Annotated in this window: 15 protein-coding genes; 5 read left to right on the top strand and 10 right to left on the bottom strand. The window is 72.8% G+C overall.

What is annotated here, in order from left to right; translation table 11 throughout:
• Positions 1 to 16 precede the first annotated feature (16 nt).
• The 4 genes from ACIBBD_RS12625 to ACIBBD_RS12610 all read right to left on the bottom strand — a co-directional run bounded on the left by ACIBBD_RS12625 (position 17) and on the right by ACIBBD_RS12610 (position 2675).
• Positions 17 to 181, bottom strand: a complete 165-nt coding sequence (locus ACIBBD_RS12625) for a hypothetical protein (protein WP_399419334.1) — start codon at positions 179 to 181, stop codon at positions 17 to 19.
• 162 nt (positions 182 to 343) lie between these two features.
• Entirely contained in the window at positions 344 to 1039 is a 696-nt protein-coding gene (locus ACIBBD_RS12620) for a L,D-transpeptidase family protein (RefSeq protein ID WP_399419333.1), read from the bottom strand.
• Positions 1040 to 1152: 113 nt separating this feature from the next.
• Positions 1153 to 1395: a hypothetical protein gene (locus tag ACIBBD_RS12615; RefSeq protein ID WP_399419332.1), complete on the bottom strand. Its 243-nt coding sequence runs from the start codon at positions 1393 to 1395 to the stop codon at positions 1153 to 1155.
• Positions 1392 to 2675, bottom strand: coding sequence for an MFS transporter (locus ACIBBD_RS12610; RefSeq protein ID WP_399419331.1), 1284 nt, complete (start codon positions 2673 to 2675; stop codon positions 1392 to 1394). The genes ACIBBD_RS12615 and ACIBBD_RS12610 overlap by 4 nt, the downstream gene beginning before the upstream one ends.
• A 101-nt stretch (positions 2676 to 2776) precedes the next feature.
• On the opposite strand from ACIBBD_RS12610, the gene ACIBBD_RS12605 reads away from it, so the two are divergent.
• Positions 2777 to 3313, top strand: a complete 537-nt coding sequence (locus tag ACIBBD_RS12605) for a hypothetical protein (protein ID WP_399419330.1) — start codon at positions 2777 to 2779, stop codon at positions 3311 to 3313.
• 33 nt (positions 3314 to 3346) lie between these two features.
• Here ACIBBD_RS12605 and ACIBBD_RS12600 read toward each other — a convergent pair whose 3' ends face one another.
• The 3 genes from ACIBBD_RS12600 to ACIBBD_RS12590 form a co-directional block, all read right to left on the bottom strand.
• Entirely contained in the window at positions 3347 to 4261 is a 915-nt protein-coding gene (locus tag ACIBBD_RS12600; RefSeq protein WP_399419329.1) for an SDR family oxidoreductase, read from the bottom strand.
• A gap of 166 nt (positions 4262 to 4427) precedes the next feature.
• Complete coding sequence (locus ACIBBD_RS12595; RefSeq protein ID WP_399419328.1) at positions 4428 to 5057, bottom strand: MBL fold metallo-hydrolase; 630 nt, start codon at positions 5055 to 5057, stop codon at positions 4428 to 4430.
• Positions 5057 to 6142 (bottom strand): S-(hydroxymethyl)mycothiol dehydrogenase, encoded by a 1086-nt coding sequence (locus ACIBBD_RS12590; protein WP_399419327.1) that lies wholly within the window; start codon positions 6140 to 6142, stop codon positions 5057 to 5059. Before ACIBBD_RS12590 ends, ACIBBD_RS12595 begins: the two co-directional genes overlap by 1 nt.
• Before the next feature lie 174 nt (positions 6143 to 6316).
• Here ACIBBD_RS12590 and ACIBBD_RS12585 point away from each other — a divergent pair, with 174 nt between their 5' ends.
• A complete protein-coding gene (locus tag ACIBBD_RS12585) occupies positions 6317 to 8071 on the top strand; it encodes an ABC transporter ATP-binding protein (protein ID WP_399419326.1) in 1755 nt (584 codons plus the stop codon).
• Positions 8072 to 8139: 68 nt separating this feature from the next.
• Here ACIBBD_RS12585 and ACIBBD_RS12580 read toward each other — a convergent pair whose 3' ends face one another.
• Positions 8140 to 8439 carry a hypothetical protein gene (locus ACIBBD_RS12580; protein ID WP_399419325.1) on the bottom strand — a complete coding sequence of 100 codons (300 nt, stop codon included), beginning with the start codon at positions 8437 to 8439 and terminating at the stop codon, positions 8140 to 8142.
• A gap of 172 nt (positions 8440 to 8611) precedes the next feature.
• Here ACIBBD_RS12580 and ACIBBD_RS12575 point away from each other — a divergent pair, with 172 nt between their 5' ends.
• Positions 8612 to 8977: a nuclear transport factor 2 family protein gene (locus ACIBBD_RS12575; protein ID WP_399419324.1), complete on the top strand. Its 366-nt coding sequence runs from the start codon at positions 8612 to 8614 to the stop codon at positions 8975 to 8977.
• Between the two features lie 125 nt (positions 8978 to 9102).
• On the opposite strand, the gene ACIBBD_RS12570 is transcribed toward ACIBBD_RS12575, so the two are convergent.
• Complete coding sequence (locus tag ACIBBD_RS12570) at positions 9103 to 11067, bottom strand: ricin-type beta-trefoil lectin domain protein (protein WP_399419323.1); 1965 nt, start codon at positions 11065 to 11067, stop codon at positions 9103 to 9105.
• A 251-nt stretch (positions 11068 to 11318) separates the two neighbouring features.
• Between ACIBBD_RS12570 and ACIBBD_RS12565 the strand changes: the two genes are divergently transcribed.
• Both ACIBBD_RS12565 and ACIBBD_RS12560 read left to right on the top strand, forming a co-directional pair.
• On the top strand, positions 11319 to 12539 hold the full coding sequence (locus tag ACIBBD_RS12565; RefSeq protein WP_399419488.1) for a glycosyltransferase: 1221 nt from the start codon (positions 11319 to 11321) through the stop codon (positions 12537 to 12539).
• A gap of 215 nt (positions 12540 to 12754) precedes the next feature.
• Positions 12755 to 13135 carry a class I SAM-dependent methyltransferase gene (locus tag ACIBBD_RS12560; protein ID WP_399419322.1) on the top strand — a complete coding sequence of 127 codons (381 nt, stop codon included), beginning with the start codon at positions 12755 to 12757 and terminating at the stop codon, positions 13133 to 13135.
• 172 nt (positions 13136 to 13307) lie between these two features.
• Here the strand turns inward: ACIBBD_RS12560 and ACIBBD_RS12555 are convergent, their stop codons facing one another.
• Complete coding sequence (locus ACIBBD_RS12555) at positions 13308 to 13970, bottom strand: TetR/AcrR family transcriptional regulator (RefSeq protein ID WP_399419321.1); 663 nt, start codon at positions 13968 to 13970, stop codon at positions 13308 to 13310.
• Between the last annotated feature and the right edge of the window lie 92 nt (positions 13971 to 14062).

Genomic DNA, 14062 nt, shown 5'->3' with positions numbered 1-14062 from the left:
GTGGCTGTCAGGCCGCCTAGACCGTGTGCGGGGCCGCGGCGGCCCACTCCATGACGAGCCGCTGGTACTCCTCGCGCTGCTCGACGCTCAGTGTCCCGCCCGACCGGAGCCACAGGGCCCGGATCTCCTCGTTGACCTCTTCGGCCGATCGCTCGGAAAGGGGTTCAACAGTGGTGGACATGGTGTGAATCTTACGGCGTCGAAGGTGAAGACGATGTGAGTAAAGATGAACTAAACGGACAAAACGGACGTGTTGCTGATCACGTCCGTCTGCCCGTCCGTTCGGCTGCCCGTCCGTCCGTTCGTGGGGCCGATCGCCCCGGATCGGAAGCCGGCCGTCGCGTCAGGTGCCCGGCTTGCGGCCGTAGACGAAGACGTCGTCGCCGGTCTTCAGCAGCGACCAGTACTTCTTGGCGGCGGTGGTCGTCATGTTGACGCAGCCGTGCGAGCCCGGCGGGTTCCACATGCTGACGCCGACCGAGTGGAAGGCCTGTCCGCCGTCGAAGAACTGGCTGTAGGGCATCGGCACGTCGTAGATGCTCGACACGTGGTCGATGTTGCGCCAGTAGACCTTCTTCAGGCCGGTGCGGGTCTCGTACCCGTCGCGGCCGGTGCGGACGGGGACGGGCCCGTACACCAGCTTGGTGCCGTCCTGGATCCAGCTGATCTGGAGGGTGAGGTTGACGCAGGCGATGCGGCCCTTGTTGGTCGGGCACCGGCCGTCCTTGTTGGGCTTGGTGCCCACCGCCTTCTGCTTGTTCATCAGGTCCATCACGCCCCAGGTGACGGGCCCCGCGTAGCCGATGTTCGGCGTGATGCCGTGCTTGCTCTGGAAGGCCTGGATGGCCTTGCAGTCGGCGGCCGACTGCTTGCCGTCGACGGGCCGCCCGAGGAACTTCTCCACCTGCTTCTGGTACGGCCCCGTCTGCGTCGTACAGCTCGCGGCCTGCGCCGGTGCCGCGCCCAGCGCGAGCGTCAGCGGAGCTATCAGCCCCGTGACCCCGAGCACGACGGCACCTCGTCTGCGTATGTCCCCCATGTCTGCCTTCTCCCTGACGCTGTTGAGGCGGTCTGTATCCACTAGACCGGCGGGCGGGGCCGACGGTTGTGGTAGTGCGCGAGCTGTGACGAAACGGTGAACTTGGCGGCCCGTCAGAGCGCGTCGTGCGACAGGCGCGCAGGGCACGGGGTCAGGCCCGGGGTCAGGCCCGGGGTCAGGCCCGGGGTCAGGACGTCCTGCGTGGCCGTGAAGGGCGGGCGCGGACGGTGGGCGCGCGTGGTGCGGTCGGCGGCGAAGAGGGCACCGGGCGACGGTGCACGGCGGGGTGCCGGGGCGGCGTTCGGCGACCGGCGTACGTCCGGGGCGGGCACCGAGGGGGTGCCGGCGGTGCTCACCTCCGTGCCGACCGGATGACGGTCGGGGACCGCTGCGCCTCCTCTTCCGGGAGTGCCCGGCGCCTACGGACCGGTGAGAGGAACACGGGCAGGAACGCCACCGCCATCACGGCGGCGCCCGCCCACAGCGCGCCCCTGACCCCGACCAGTTCGCCGAGCAGACCGGACACCGCGGCACCGACCGCCAGCGCTCCCGTCAGCAGGAAGCGGAACGTGGCGTTCATGCGACCGAGCAGGACGTCCGGCGTCATGCGCTGCCGCAGGCTCACACCGAGCACGTTGTCCGTGCCGATCTTGAACATGGCCAGCACCCAGCCGGCGCCGGCGAGCCACAGCCACGGACCGCGTCCGATCAGCGGCACCAGCAGGGTGGCGGGTGCCAGGGCGAGTCCGGCGACGGCCAGCGCACGGCCGTGGCCGAGGCGGGCGGCGAGGGGGCGGGCGCAGCGGGCGCCGAGCAGGAGACCGAGGCCGCCCGCTCCCCAGTACAGGCCCAACGCTCCTGCGGGGAGGCGGAGTTCGCGCACGAACAGGATCGGCAGCATGGTGTTGACGATCTGCGAGCCGAGGTTGCTGAGGGAGGCGGTGAGCGCGAGGGCGCGTAACTCCCGGTTGCCGGTCACATGCCGGACGCCTTCGGCGATTGCTGCCCGCAGCCCCGCCGTCCCGGCCGGGCGCCGCGCGGGCTCCTCGTGCCGTACGGCGAGGAGCCGGAGCGCCGAGGCGAGGTGGGCGCCCGCCGCGCAGACCACGGCGACGGGCGCGGTCAGGAGCTGGACGAGGCCGCCGCCCGCGCCACGCCCGGCGACGCTGCCCACCGCCTGGAGGCTGACGACGGCCGAGTTCGCCGGCACGAGGGCGGCGCGGCCGACCAGCTGGGGCAGGACGCTCTGCGAGGCGACGTCGAAGAACAGCGTGGCGCAGCCGTTGAGGAGGACGACCGCGTAGAGCTGGGCGAGGGTGAGCGCGTCGAGCCACCAGGCGAGGGGGACGGAGGCGAACAGAGCGGCGCGGGCCAGGTCGGCGACGACGAGGACACGCCGCTGCCGCATCCGGTCCACCCAGGCCCCGGCCGGCAGCCCGATGAGCAGGAACGCCACCGTGCCGAGCGTCGCCAGCGCGCCGACCTGGCCGGGTGTGGCCTCCAGCGCGGCCACGGCGACCAGGGGGACGGCGACATAGCCGACGTTCGCGCCGAGCTGGCTCAGCGCGGTGGCGGAGAACAGGACGCGGAAGCCGGGGACGCGCCAGGGCGAGGCGGGCGGTGTCGGGATCTGCACGGCTGAACGCTGCCGCAGAGGTGTCCCGCACGACAAGTGAAAAGATCTGCAGGGACGTTGAAGCGGCGCTACGTCGTCGACCGGGCGGATACCGTGCGTTCATGACCGCGCTCATTCAACAGCTGCCCGCGCTCCTCGGTGTCGTGATCGGCGCCCTGGGCTCCTACCTGGCGCTCGCGCGAAGCGATCGCGAGCGGTTCCGGCGCGAGCGGGACGCCCGGTGGGAGGAGCGGCGGCTCGCCGTGTACGCCGAGTACGCACGGGCGTTGAAGAAGTCGGTCACGCTGACCTACCGGGTCGCCGCGCACCTCGGCAACGACCCGCATCCGCACCCGATGCCCCTGGCGGAGGCCGAGCCGCTGCTGGCACAGGCGAGCGCGGCCCGGGACCCCTCCGGTGAGGCACTGGTGATGCTGGGCAGCCGGGACGTGGTGGAGAAGGCGCGGGTGTGGGTGACGACCGTGATCGAGATGGAGCGCTTCCTCCGGGCGGGCGCCCAGGACCCGCAGGCCTGGCAGGCGCTGCTGGAGCGACAGCGCGCGGGCCGCGCGGGCTACTACGCCGCCGTACGCGACGACTTGGAGCTGCCGCCGGGGCACCCGGCGCGGTGGCAGCTGCCACCGGGGCCGGACACCTGACGGACCCACGGCGAACGACGGTCAGCGACCGGCTCACCGGTACCCCGTCGGGTCCGCCGGCTTGCCCGCGTCCTGTACCTCGACGAGGTAGCGCCAGGCGTCGGGGCGGCTGCCGTCGAGATCGGTGAAGCCGTACACCGGGGCGAGGCCGCCGCTGGAGAGGGACGCACCGTTGAATCGGCGGACCTCGGGGTCGGCGGCGAGGGCGGCGACGGCGCGGCCGACGTAACGGGGCGTCTCGGAGATGGCGAAGTGGGGCACGCGGTCGAGGGCGTCCCGCCAGTTGTCCTCGCGCACCCCGAAGTGGTCCAGCATGATCTCCGAGCGGAGCCAGCCGGGCGTGAGCGCCAGCGCGGTGGCTCCGCGGGGGCCGAGTTCGTGGCCGAGGGAGAAGGCCATGCGCAGGACGGACGCCTTGGCGAGGTCGTAGAAGAAGCTGTTGCGGTAGGTGTCGCGGTTGTAGTCGGCGGTGCCGTCGGTCACCTCGACGACCAGGCCGCCGGGCCGGCGCAGGAGGAGCGGCAGGGCGTGGTGGCTGGTGATGGCGTGCGTCTCGACGGCGAGCCGCAGCAGCCGCAGCCCCTTGTCGAGGTCGTGCTCCCAGACGGGGGTGTCCCACTGGAAGAGGTGCTCGCCACCCCAGATGTCGTTGACGAGGACGTCGAGGCGGCCCCGCTCGTCGGCGATCCGGTCGACGAGGGTGCGGACCTGGTCGGGCTCGAGGTGGTCGGTGGGCACGGCGATGCCGTGACCGCCGGCCTCGGTGACCAGGTCGGCGGTGTCCTCGATCGTCTCCGGGCGGTCGTACTCGGAGCGGCGGTCGCGGGTGGTGCGCCCGGTGACGTAGACGGTGGCGCCGGCCGCCCCCAGTTCCACGGCGATTCCCCGTCCCGCGCCCCGGGTCGCCCCGGCGACCAGCGCGACCTTGCCTTCCAGCGGACCGGACATGTCCGACCTCCTGTGCGTGTTCCGTCGATGCCGTGATCGAGGATCGCGGGGAAGCCGGACATCTCCTGTCGCCTTTTCCGGCGGTTCACCCGCCCGGGCCCGGCCGGTCGTGCGCTGCCGGTCGTGCACGGGCCTCGCGACCGGGCGCGGCCGGGCGGCCGGTGTCTCAGTGGCCCCGGGCGATCCACTCCTCCAGGTGGGGTGCCTCGGCGCCGACGGTGGTCGGGTCGCCGTGGCCGGTGAGGACCTTCGTCTCGGGTGGGAGGGTCAGGAGCCGGTCCCGGATCGAGGTGATGATCGTCGGGAAGTGGGAGTAGGAGCGGCCGGTGGCGCCGGGGCCGCCCTGGAAGAGGGTGTCACCGGTGAAGAGCACGCCGAGTCCGGGGTCGTGCAGGCAGACCGCGCCGGGCGCGTGTCCGGGGGTGTGCAGGACGGTCAGGTCGGCGCCTGCGGCCTCGATGACCTGGCCGTCGGCCAGATGGGCGTCGGGCTCGCGGTCGGGGTGGGTCAGCTTCCACAGCGGCAGGTCGTCGGGGTGCAGCCAGATGGTGGCGCCCGTCAGGTCCGCGAGGGCGGGCGCGGCGCCGACGTGGTCGTTGTGGGCGTGGGTGCACACGATGGCCGTCAGCCGACGGTCGCCGACGGCGGCCGCGATGGCGTCGGCGTCGTGGGCGGCGTCGATCACGATCACCTCGTGGTCGTCACCGACGATCCAGACGTTGTTGTCGACGTCCCAGGTGCCGCCGTCGAGGCTGAACTGTCCGGAGGTGACGAGGCGTTCGATGCGGGTGGCCATCACAGCACCACCACCGAGCGCAGCACGTCACCGTGGTGCATGCGTTCGAACGCCTTCTCCACCTCGTCGAGCCGGATGGTCTCGGTCACGAACGCCGCGAGGTCCAGGCGCCCCTGCAGATGCAGGTCGATGAGCATGGGGAAGTCACGGGAAGGCAGGCAGTCGCCGTACCAGGACGACTTCAGCGAGCCGCCTCGGCCGAACACGTCCAGCAGCGGCAGCTCCAGCTTCATCTCCGGGGTCGGCACACCGACGAGGACGACGGTCCCGGCCAGGTCCCGGGCGTAGAAGGCCTGCCGGTAGGTCTCGGGGCGGCCGACGGCCTCGATGACGACGTCCGCGCCGAACCCTCCGGTCAGCTCACGGATCGCCTCCACCGGGTCGGTCTCCGTGGAGTTGACCGTGTGGGTGGCCCCCATCGAGCGGGCCGTCTCCAGCTTCCGGTCGTCGATGTCCACGGCGATGATCCTCGCCGCGCCCGCCAGGCGCGACCCGGCGACGGCCGCGTCGCCCACCCCGCCGCAGCCGATCACGGCGACGGTGTCGCCCCGGCCGACCTGGCCCGTGTTGATCGCCGCGCCGATGCCGGCCATCACTCCACAGCCCAGCAGCCCCGCCACCTGCGCCGACACCGACGGGTCGACCTTCGTGCACTGCCCGGCCGCCACCAGCGTCTTCTCCGCGAACGCCCCGATCCCCAGCGCCGGTGACAGCTCGGTGCCGTCGGTCAGGGCCATCCTCTGCCGCGCGTTGTGCGTGTCGAAGCAGTACCAGGGCCGGCCCCGCAGACAGGCCCGGCACCGGCCGCACACCGCCCGCCAGTTGAGGATCACGAAGTCGCCGGGGGCGACGTCGGTGACGCCCTCGCCGACCGACTCCACCACCCCCGCCGCCTCATGGCCGAGCAGGAAGGGGAAGTCCTGGCTGATCCCGCCCTGTTTGTAGTGCAGGTCGGTGTGACAGACCCCGCAGGCCTGCACCTGTACGACGGCCTCCCCGGGCCCCGGGTCCGGCACCACGATCGTCTCCACCCGCACCGGCTCGTCCTTGCCCGGCGCGATCACTGCGCGCACTTCCTGCGCCATGGTGCTGCCCTTTCGTCGCGGCGATCTGTCCCTGCCCCGACCCTACGCGCCACCGATCGGTAACGGCACGCGCAACAGGGCAGGTCACCGCCCGGAACGCTTCCTTCCGGCCACGCACGGGGCCTGCCCACGTAGCCTGAACGGCGCCACCCCGAAACCGTCCGGAGGAGCCCCGTGAGCAACGCAGAATCGGCCGCCGTCCCACCCCCGTGGCGCCTGCTGCTCGGTTACGTACGACCGCACCGCCGGGCCCTGCTGGCGGGGGCGCTGCTCTCCCTGGTCACCGGGGCCACCGGGCTGCTCCTGCCGCTGGTGGCGCGGGGGTTGATCGACGACCTCGCCGCGGACCGCCCGATCACGGGCGCATTGCTCGCGATGTCGGCGCTCGTGATCGCCAACGCGGCGGTGGGCGCGGTGGGTTCCTACGTGCTGCGGCGCACGGCGGAGTCGGTGGTGCTGGGCGCGCGGCGGGCGCTGTCGTCGTATCTGCTGCGGCTGCGGATCACGGCGGTGGACCGCAGCGAGCCCGGTGACCTGATGGCGCGCATCACCTCGGACACGACCCTGCTGCGGGAGGTCACCACCGACTCCCTGGTGGGGCTCGGCACCGGCGGGCTGACGCTCGTGGCGACGGTGGTGCTGATGGGGGTGGTGGACCCGGTGCTGCTCTCGGTCACGCTGGCGGTGATCCTGGGCGCGGGCGTGGTCCTCGGGGTGATCGTGCCCCGCATCAACCGGGCCAGCCGCCGGGCGCAGGACGCGGTCGGCGTGATGGGCGCCTCGCTGGAACGGGTGCTCGGCGCGCTGCGCACGGTGAAGGCGTCGGGTGCCGAGGAGCGCGAGGAGCGGGCGCTGCACGCGGCGGCGGAGGAGTCGTGGCGGCAGAGCGTGCGGGCCGCCAAGTGGTCGGCGGCGGCGGGCAACACGGCCGGCCTGGCGATGCAGACCGCTTTCATCACGGTGCTGGCGGTGGGTGGTGCGCGGGTCGCGACGGGCGCGATCGACATCGCGACGCTGGTGGCGTTCCTGCTGTACGTCTTCTATCTGATGTCGCCGATCCAGCAGGTCGTCGGCGCGATCACCCAGTACCAGACCGGCTCGGCGGCCCTCGGCCGGATCCAGGAGGCGCTGCGGCTGCCCGCCGAACCGGCGGCCCGGCCCGAGCCGCTGCCGTCGTCCACCGCCGAACCGGCCTCGCTCGCGTTCACCGACGTCCGCTTCCGGTACGCCGAGGACCTGCCGTACGTCCACCACGGGGTGACGTTCGACGTCCCGGCCCGGGGCATGACCGCGTTCGTCGGCCCCTCCGGCGCCGGCAAGACCACGGTGTTCTCCCTCGTCGAGCGGTTCTACGACCCCGAGTCCGGCACGATCACCCTCGACGGCCGCGCCCTCACCGACTGGGAGCTGCCCCGTCTGCGGGCCGCCATCGGCTACGTCGAGCAGGACGCGCCGGTGTTGTCGGGCACCCTGCGCGACAACCTGCTGCTGGGCAGTCCGGAGGCCGACGACGCCACCGTGCGGCGGGTGCTGAAGACGACCCGGCTCGACGATCTGGTCGCGCGGCTGCCGCAGGGACTGGAGACGCTGGTCGGGCATCGCGGGACCAAGCTGTCCGGCGGGGAGCGTCAGCGGGTGGCCATCGCCCGCGCGCTGCTGCGCAGTCCGCGCCTGCTGCTGCTCGACGAGGCGACGTCCCAGCTGGACGCGGTGAACGAGGCGGCCCTGCGCGACACCGTCGCCGACGTGGCCCGGACGACCACCGTGCTCGTCGTCGCCCACCGGCTGTCGACGGTCACCTCCGCCGACCGGATCGTCGTGATGGACGCGGGCCGGGTCCGCGCGGTGGGTACGCACCGTGAGCTCGTAGCGGCCGATCCGCTGTACGCGGAGCTGGCGGCGACCCAGTTCCTCGCCACGGCCGAGTGAGCCGCCGGCACCGTCGAGGGGGCCGCCCGGACGGCCGGGCGGCCCCCTCGACGGTGGCGCGAGGACGGTCAGGTCTCGATGGCGGGCAGCAGCTGCGTGACGGGGGCGGCGAGGTCGGTGACCTGGTGCAGCTCGTTCAGCTTGCCGAGCTCGTGGACCTTCTTCACCTCGGAGAGCTGCCGGGAGACCGGCGGGAGCTGGTGCCGGTGCTCGGCGGGGATCTCGCTCGCGGCGAGCGAGTCCAGCAGGGCGATCGGGTTCAGCTTGCCGGCGTCCGGGGCTTCGGCCGCGTTCGCCAGGGGCGCGGCGAGGCCCGTGACCCCGACGGCGAGAGCGGCGGCGGCGACGATGCGTCGAGTGGAGATCATGCCTTCAGCAACGCGGCCGGCGGTCCCACGGACACGGGTGCGGGGGGCCGCTCACCCGACAGGCGCAGGCGGTCCGGTGCGCTTGCCGAGCCCGGTGGGGCGGAGGAGTCTCGAAGGTGAGGGCCCGGCGGCCCCGTCTCCTTCGGGTCCGCGGCCCTGCGAGGAGGTCACCATGGGCACTGCGGCAGGCTCCGTCTTCGACACCGAGACGCTGCGCAGAGGCGTGGAAGGACACACGTCGGCGACGCTGTTGTCGCTCTACGCCGACGACGCGCAGCTGCGGATCGTCGACCACAACACCCAGCCGAGCCACCCGAAGGTCCTGCACGGCCGGGACGAGATAGCCGAGATGCTCGACGACGTCTACAGCCGGGACATGACGCACCGGCTGGAGGACTGTGTCGTGCAGGGCGATCGCGCCGCGTTCTGCGAGTCGTGCGAGTACCCGGACGGGGTGCGCGTCCTGGCCGAGTCGATGGTCTCGCTGCGCGACGGCAAGATCGTCGATCAGACGATGATCCAGGCCTGGGACGAGTAGGAGGGGGGTCACGCCGGGAGCGGCGCGGCCTCCCCCGCACGGCGGCCCGGGGCGGCCTGGGGCCGCCCCGGGCCAGGGTTCTCAGCGACCGGTCGCCCCGGCCCGGACCGGGCGGTTTCCGGTCGTCAGGTCAGGGTCCACCTCTGGTTGTCGGCGCCGCCGCACGTCCACAGCACCATCGGGGTGCGGTTGGCGGTGCCGGCGCCGTGGGCGTCGAGGCAGAGACCGGAGTGGACGTTGGTGAGCGTGCCGTCCGCGGTGACGTTCCACTTCTGGTTGTCCTGGCCGTTGCAGTCCCAGATGACGACCTTGGTGCCGTTGGTGGTCCCGAGGTTGTAGGCGTCCAGGCACTTGTTGCCGTACACCACGAGTTCCTTGCGGGAGGTGTACGTCCAGGCCTGGTTGGAGCCGCCGTTGCAGTCCCACAGCTCGGCCTGGGTGCCGTTGGTGAGGGTGCTGTTGTAGATGTCGAGGCAGCGGCCGGACTGCTTGCCGACGACCAGGGTGCCGTTGGTGCCGGGCAGGGGGCGGACGGTGATGTCGGCGAGCGCCGGGGCACCGGTGAAGGCGATCGTGTTCGAGGAGCCCTTGGACAGGGCGACCTGGAGGGTGATCGTGCCCTGCGCGGAGCCGGTCGGCGGGAAGGACACCGTCGTCGCCGTCTGGCCGTTGACCTTCAGGGTCGCGGTGCGGGCGGTGGAGGCGGTGTTGGTGTAGGCGACGTCGACGACCTTCAGGCCGGTGCTCCCGGCCGCCACGCCGGAGAAGCTCGACGTGCCCGTGTAGGTGCTGCCCGAGGCCTCGGTACCGCCGGTGACGGTGAGCATCACGGAGCCGCCCGCGGGGACGTTCGCGGTGTAACTCGTGCCGTACGTCCCGACGTCGGCGCGGGCCCACAGGTCGCGGACGGTCGCGGAGGCGTTCGTCAGGCCCAGGTCGGACCAGCGGACGGTGATGTTCCGCGCGGAGGAGGTGCGGTTGAGCAGGACGACGGCGCGCTTGCCGGTGCCGGCGAGGACCTTGCCGTACACCTGCGCCCCGGTGGTGTCCTCGGCGACCTTCACGCCCTGGAGGCCGCGCGGGTCCTGGTCGACGGCGATGACTTCGGGGTTCTTCAGGATGGCGGCGGTCTCGGCGGTCATGGTCGCCAGGTTGTTGCCGGCGAGGAGCGGGGTGCCGGAGATGGCCCACAGATTCATGTGGGTGCGGTTCTGGGCGGCGGTGAAGCCGTCCATGCCGACCATCAGCATGTCGGGGTCGTTGTAGTAGCCGGTGTGCTGGGCGGTCGGGTGCAGGCCCTGGTCGAAGTTGGACAGCAGGTTCGTCATCGAGGGCTTGTTGCCCCAGTAGACGATGTCGGTGCTGGTGCGGAACATCGGCGCGAGGCCGGGGGCCCAGTTCCAGGTGTTCTGGTAGCCCCAGTTGCAGATCGAGAGGGTCAGCGGGCGGCCGGTGGTGGCGGTGGCCCTGGCGACGGCGTCGCTGATCGCCTTGTACGTCGTCGCCGCGTCGAGGCCCTCGGCGTCGCCGCCGCACCAGTCGACCTTGACGAAGTCGAAGCCCCACTTCGAGAACTGGAGCATGTCCTGCTCGTAGTGGCCCTCGCTGCCGCTGCCCGGCGCGGCGGGGCGGCCGGTCGGGAAGTAGTAGCCGCAGCCGTCCTTGCCGGCGTCGGTGTAGATACCGGCCTTGAGGCCCTTGCTGTGGATGTAGTCGGCGATGGCGCTCATGCCGCCGGGCCACTCGGACTCGTCGACGGTGATGTTGCCCGCGCTGTCACGGGTGCCCTGCCACCAGCCCTCGTCGATGTTGACGTACTGGTAGCCGGCCGCGGGCAGGCCCGCCGCGACGAAGGCGTCGACCTGCTGCTTGATGACGTTGTGGTCGATCTTCGCGGCGAAGCTGTTCCAGGACGCCCAGCCCATCGGCGCGGTGGGGACGGGTATCTGACGCGCGGTCGCGGCCTGGGCCGGCGCGGCCTGGACGAACAGGAGCGCGGCGGTCGCGGTCAGCAGCAGGGCGAGGGCGCGTGCGGCGGCGCTTCGGCAACGTCTGACGAGGTCGGGGCGGCGCGGGGGTGGGGGGTACATGCGGCTCCTTCGATCGGGCGGGGCCCGCGTCCTTCGGTGTCCGTGACTCAGCGGCTTCCGGGGGGTGTGAGACACGACGGTCCGATATTTCGGACGGGGATCGGTCTTCCGAACGTGCTGCGCGCCGAAAGTAGAGCCGTCCGTGGGTGAAGTCAACGGCTGGGACAGGAGTGAACTGGCTCTTTTTACCCGGTCCTTCACCCGGGTGCCGGTCCGGCGCCTCCATACTGTCCGTCGTGCGAGTGGCGATCATGACGGCGGGCTCCCGGGGCGATGTCGCCCCCTTCACCGGACTGGGGCACGCACTCGTGCGCGCGGGCCACGAGGTCACCCTGGTCACCCACGCGCGCTTCGCCCCGCTGGTGACCGGCTCGGGGATGGACTTCCACGCGTTGCCGGTCGACCCGCGGGCGGAGCTGGAGTCGGAGCGCGGCCGGGGGCTGCACCGCAGTTCCACCGGCGCGGGCAAGCTGCTGCGGGTGGCGCGGATGGCGCGGGCGGTGGTGGGCCGGATGACCGACGACCTGGTGGCCGCCGCCCACGCGAGCGACCTCCTCCTGCTCTCCGCGTCGGTGGCGCCGCTCGGGCACAGCATCGCCGAGGGGCTGTCCCTGCCGAGCCTCGGCCTCTGCCTCCAGCCCCTCGCGCCCACCCGGGAGTTCGCGCCGCCGATGCTCGGGGGCGGCTCCTGGGGGCCGGTCGGCAACCGGCTCGCCGGGCACGGTGTGGAGCTGGCCGTGCAGCGGGTCTTCGCCCCGGCCCTGCCGGCGGTCCGGGCCCGGCTGGGGCTGCCCGCCCGTCGCTTCGGCACCGGGCCGCGCGTCCGCCGGGACCGGCCCGTGCTGCACGGCTTCAGCACCCATCTCGTCCCCCGGCCCCGTGACTGGCGGCCGGAACTCGGCATCACCGGCTACTGGTGGCCGTACGACCGCGACACCCGGCTGCCGCCGGCCGTGCGGGACTTCCTGGACGCCGGGCCGCCGCCGGTCTTCGTCGGTCTGGGCAGCGCGACCGTGCCCGATCCGCGGCGGCTGGGCACGGAGATCGTGCGCGCGCTCCGGCGGGCCGGGCTGCGCGGGGTGATCCAGCGGGGCTGGGCCGGTCTCGCGGCCGACGGCGACGACATGCTGACCGTCGACGAGGTTCCCCACTCCCTGCTCTTCCCGGAGACGGCCGCGGTGGTGCACCACTGCGGCGCGGGCACCACGGCGGCCGGGGTCCGGGCGGGCGTGCCCGCCGTACCGGTGCCGGTCCAGTTCGACGAGGGATTCTGGGCGGACCGGCTGGTGACCCTGGGGCTGGCGCCGCGGGTCGTCCCGTTGCGGCGGCTGACCGCCGAGACGCTGGCCCCGGCGCTCCTGCGGGTGACCCGCGAGGACGGTTTCCGGGCCCGGGCCCGGGAGTTGGGGGCGCGGGTGCGGGCGGAGGACGGGGTGGGGCGGGTGGTGGAGGCGGTGGCACGGATGGCGTGACGGGCCGGCCGGGGCGCAATCCGGTTGTCGGCGCGCACGGGCGGCGCTGCAATGGCCCGTATGACCGATCACCCGGCCCCGGCCGACCATGTGGACCTCAACCGGCGCTCCGGGACGAGGAGGCGGCCGCCGTCCACGGGCCGCTCGCCCGCGCCCACTGGTCGCAGCCGGAGCCGCGCTGGGGTCTGTGGGGCACCGCGGAGTCGGAGCTCTCGGTGCTGCCCGGGGACCTGACCGGGACGGACGTGGTCGAGCCCGGCTGCGGCACCGCCTACGTCTGCGCACGGCCGGCCCGGGCGGGGGCGCGCCCGGTCGGGGTCGACATCTCGGAGCGGCAGCTGGCCACCGCCCGCGCGATGCAGGCGGAGTTCGGTCTCCCGTTCCCGCTCGTCCTGGGCGACGCCGAGCGTCTCCCCCTCGACGACGGCACCTTCGACCTGGCCGTCAGTGAGTACGGTGCCTCACTGTGGTGCGACCCCCACCGGTGGATCCCGGAGGCCGCGCGGGTGCTCAGGCCCGACCCTGCTGCGCCCGCAGTTCGGGCTGCGCGGACTGGACGCGGACGGCTCCCGGGAGTTCAGCCTCCCCCACGGTGAGATGCTGCGCCTGCTGCGTTCCGAGGGCTTCACCGTCGAGGACCTCGTCGAACTCCGGGCCCCCGTCCCCGCGACTACCCCGAGGTCACCGCCGAGTGGGCCCACCACTGGCCCAGCGAGGAGATCTGGAAGGCGCGGCTGACGGGGTGAGCCTCCCGCGCGCGGGCGCGGGTCAGGAGCGGCCCGGTTCCCACCCCGGCGGCCGCAGGATGCCCAGCAGCTGCCGGACCAGTTCGTCCACGGCCTCGTCGAGGGTGGCGTCCACCCAGCCGGCGCTCCAGTCGTGGAGGAGGCCGTTGACGCTGCCGATGAAGGCGGTCGCCGCGAGGCGGTAGTCGCGGGGGGCCGCCTCGCCGCGGGCGGCCGCCGCCGTCGCCTCGGCGCAGATGAGCTCGATCCAGCGGGCCCGGCGGGCCAGGCGCTGTTCCTCCAGGCGCGGGCTGACGCCGACGATCTCGACGAAGGTGATGCGGATGCGGCGCGGGTCGGCGGTGACGTTGGCGGCGTAGGCGCGGAAGATCGCCGTGACCCGGTCGGCCAGCGGCAGGTCACGGGCGGCCGCGAAGGCGGCCACCACGGCTTCTTCGGCCCAGTCGTTGACCTGGAGGTGCAGGGCCGCCAGGACGTCCTCCAGAGTGCGGAACTCCTCGTAGAACTGACGGGTCGACAGACCGGCCGCCTCGCTGAGCGCCGCGACCGTCGTGCCCCGGTATCCGGGGGTCTCGCCGAACAGCTGCAGCGCCGCGTCCAGGAATCTCCGACGCCGCTCGGCCTGCCGCTCCTCGGCGGACTTTCCGGCGTAACGGCCGGTCGGCGCCTTCAGCCTGCCCGCCACTGACCCTCCCTCGTCGCTGTGTCGGTCGATTTTGTCGTGTACGCAGTCTTGTGGTGAACGGCACCCCTTCCTTACTTTCCAGTAAGTCCACT

This window comes from Streptomyces sp. NPDC051315 (assembly GCF_044455165.1).
In the GTDB taxonomy this organism is placed as follows: Bacteria; Actinomycetota; Actinomycetes; order Streptomycetales; family Streptomycetaceae; genus Streptomyces.
The sequence above is the reverse complement of the archived record's forward strand: the minus strand, read 5'-3'. Positions and strand labels throughout refer to the sequence as shown.

Bases quoted from the DNA above. Each gene is read 5' to 3' on its own strand.
- ACIBBD_RS12625 (WP_399419334.1), bottom strand. From the start codon at position 181: ATGTCCACCACTGTTGAACCCCTTTCCGAGCGATCGGCCGAAGAGGTC.
- ACIBBD_RS12620 (WP_399419333.1), bottom strand. From the start codon at position 1,039: ATGGGGGACATACGCAGACGAGGTGCCGTCGTGCTCGGGGTCACGGGG.
- ACIBBD_RS12605 (WP_399419330.1), top strand. From the start codon at position 2,777: ATGACCGCGCTCATTCAACAGCTGCCCGCGCTCCTCGGTGTCGTGATC.
- ACIBBD_RS12600 (WP_399419329.1), bottom strand. From the start codon at position 4,261: ATGTCCGGTCCGCTGGAAGGCAAGGTCGCGCTGGTCGCCGGGGCGACC.
- ACIBBD_RS12595 (WP_399419328.1), bottom strand. From the start codon at position 5,057: ATGGCCACCCGCATCGAACGCCTCGTCACCTCCGGACAGTTCAGCCTC.
- ACIBBD_RS12590 (WP_399419327.1), bottom strand. From the start codon at position 6,142: ATGGCGCAGGAAGTGCGCGCAGTGATCGCGCCGGGCAAGGACGAGCCG.
- ACIBBD_RS12580 (WP_399419325.1), bottom strand. From the start codon at position 8,439: ATGATCTCCACTCGACGCATCGTCGCCGCCGCCGCTCTCGCCGTCGGG.
- ACIBBD_RS12575 (WP_399419324.1), top strand. From the start codon at position 8,612: ATGGGCACTGCGGCAGGCTCCGTCTTCGACACCGAGACGCTGCGCAGA.
- ACIBBD_RS12570 (WP_399419323.1), bottom strand. From the start codon at position 11,067: ATGTACCCCCCACCCCCGCGCCGCCCCGACCTCGTCAGACGTTGCCGA.
- ACIBBD_RS12565 (WP_399419488.1), top strand. From the start codon at position 11,319: ATGACGGCGGGCTCCCGGGGCGATGTCGCCCCCTTCACCGGACTGGGG.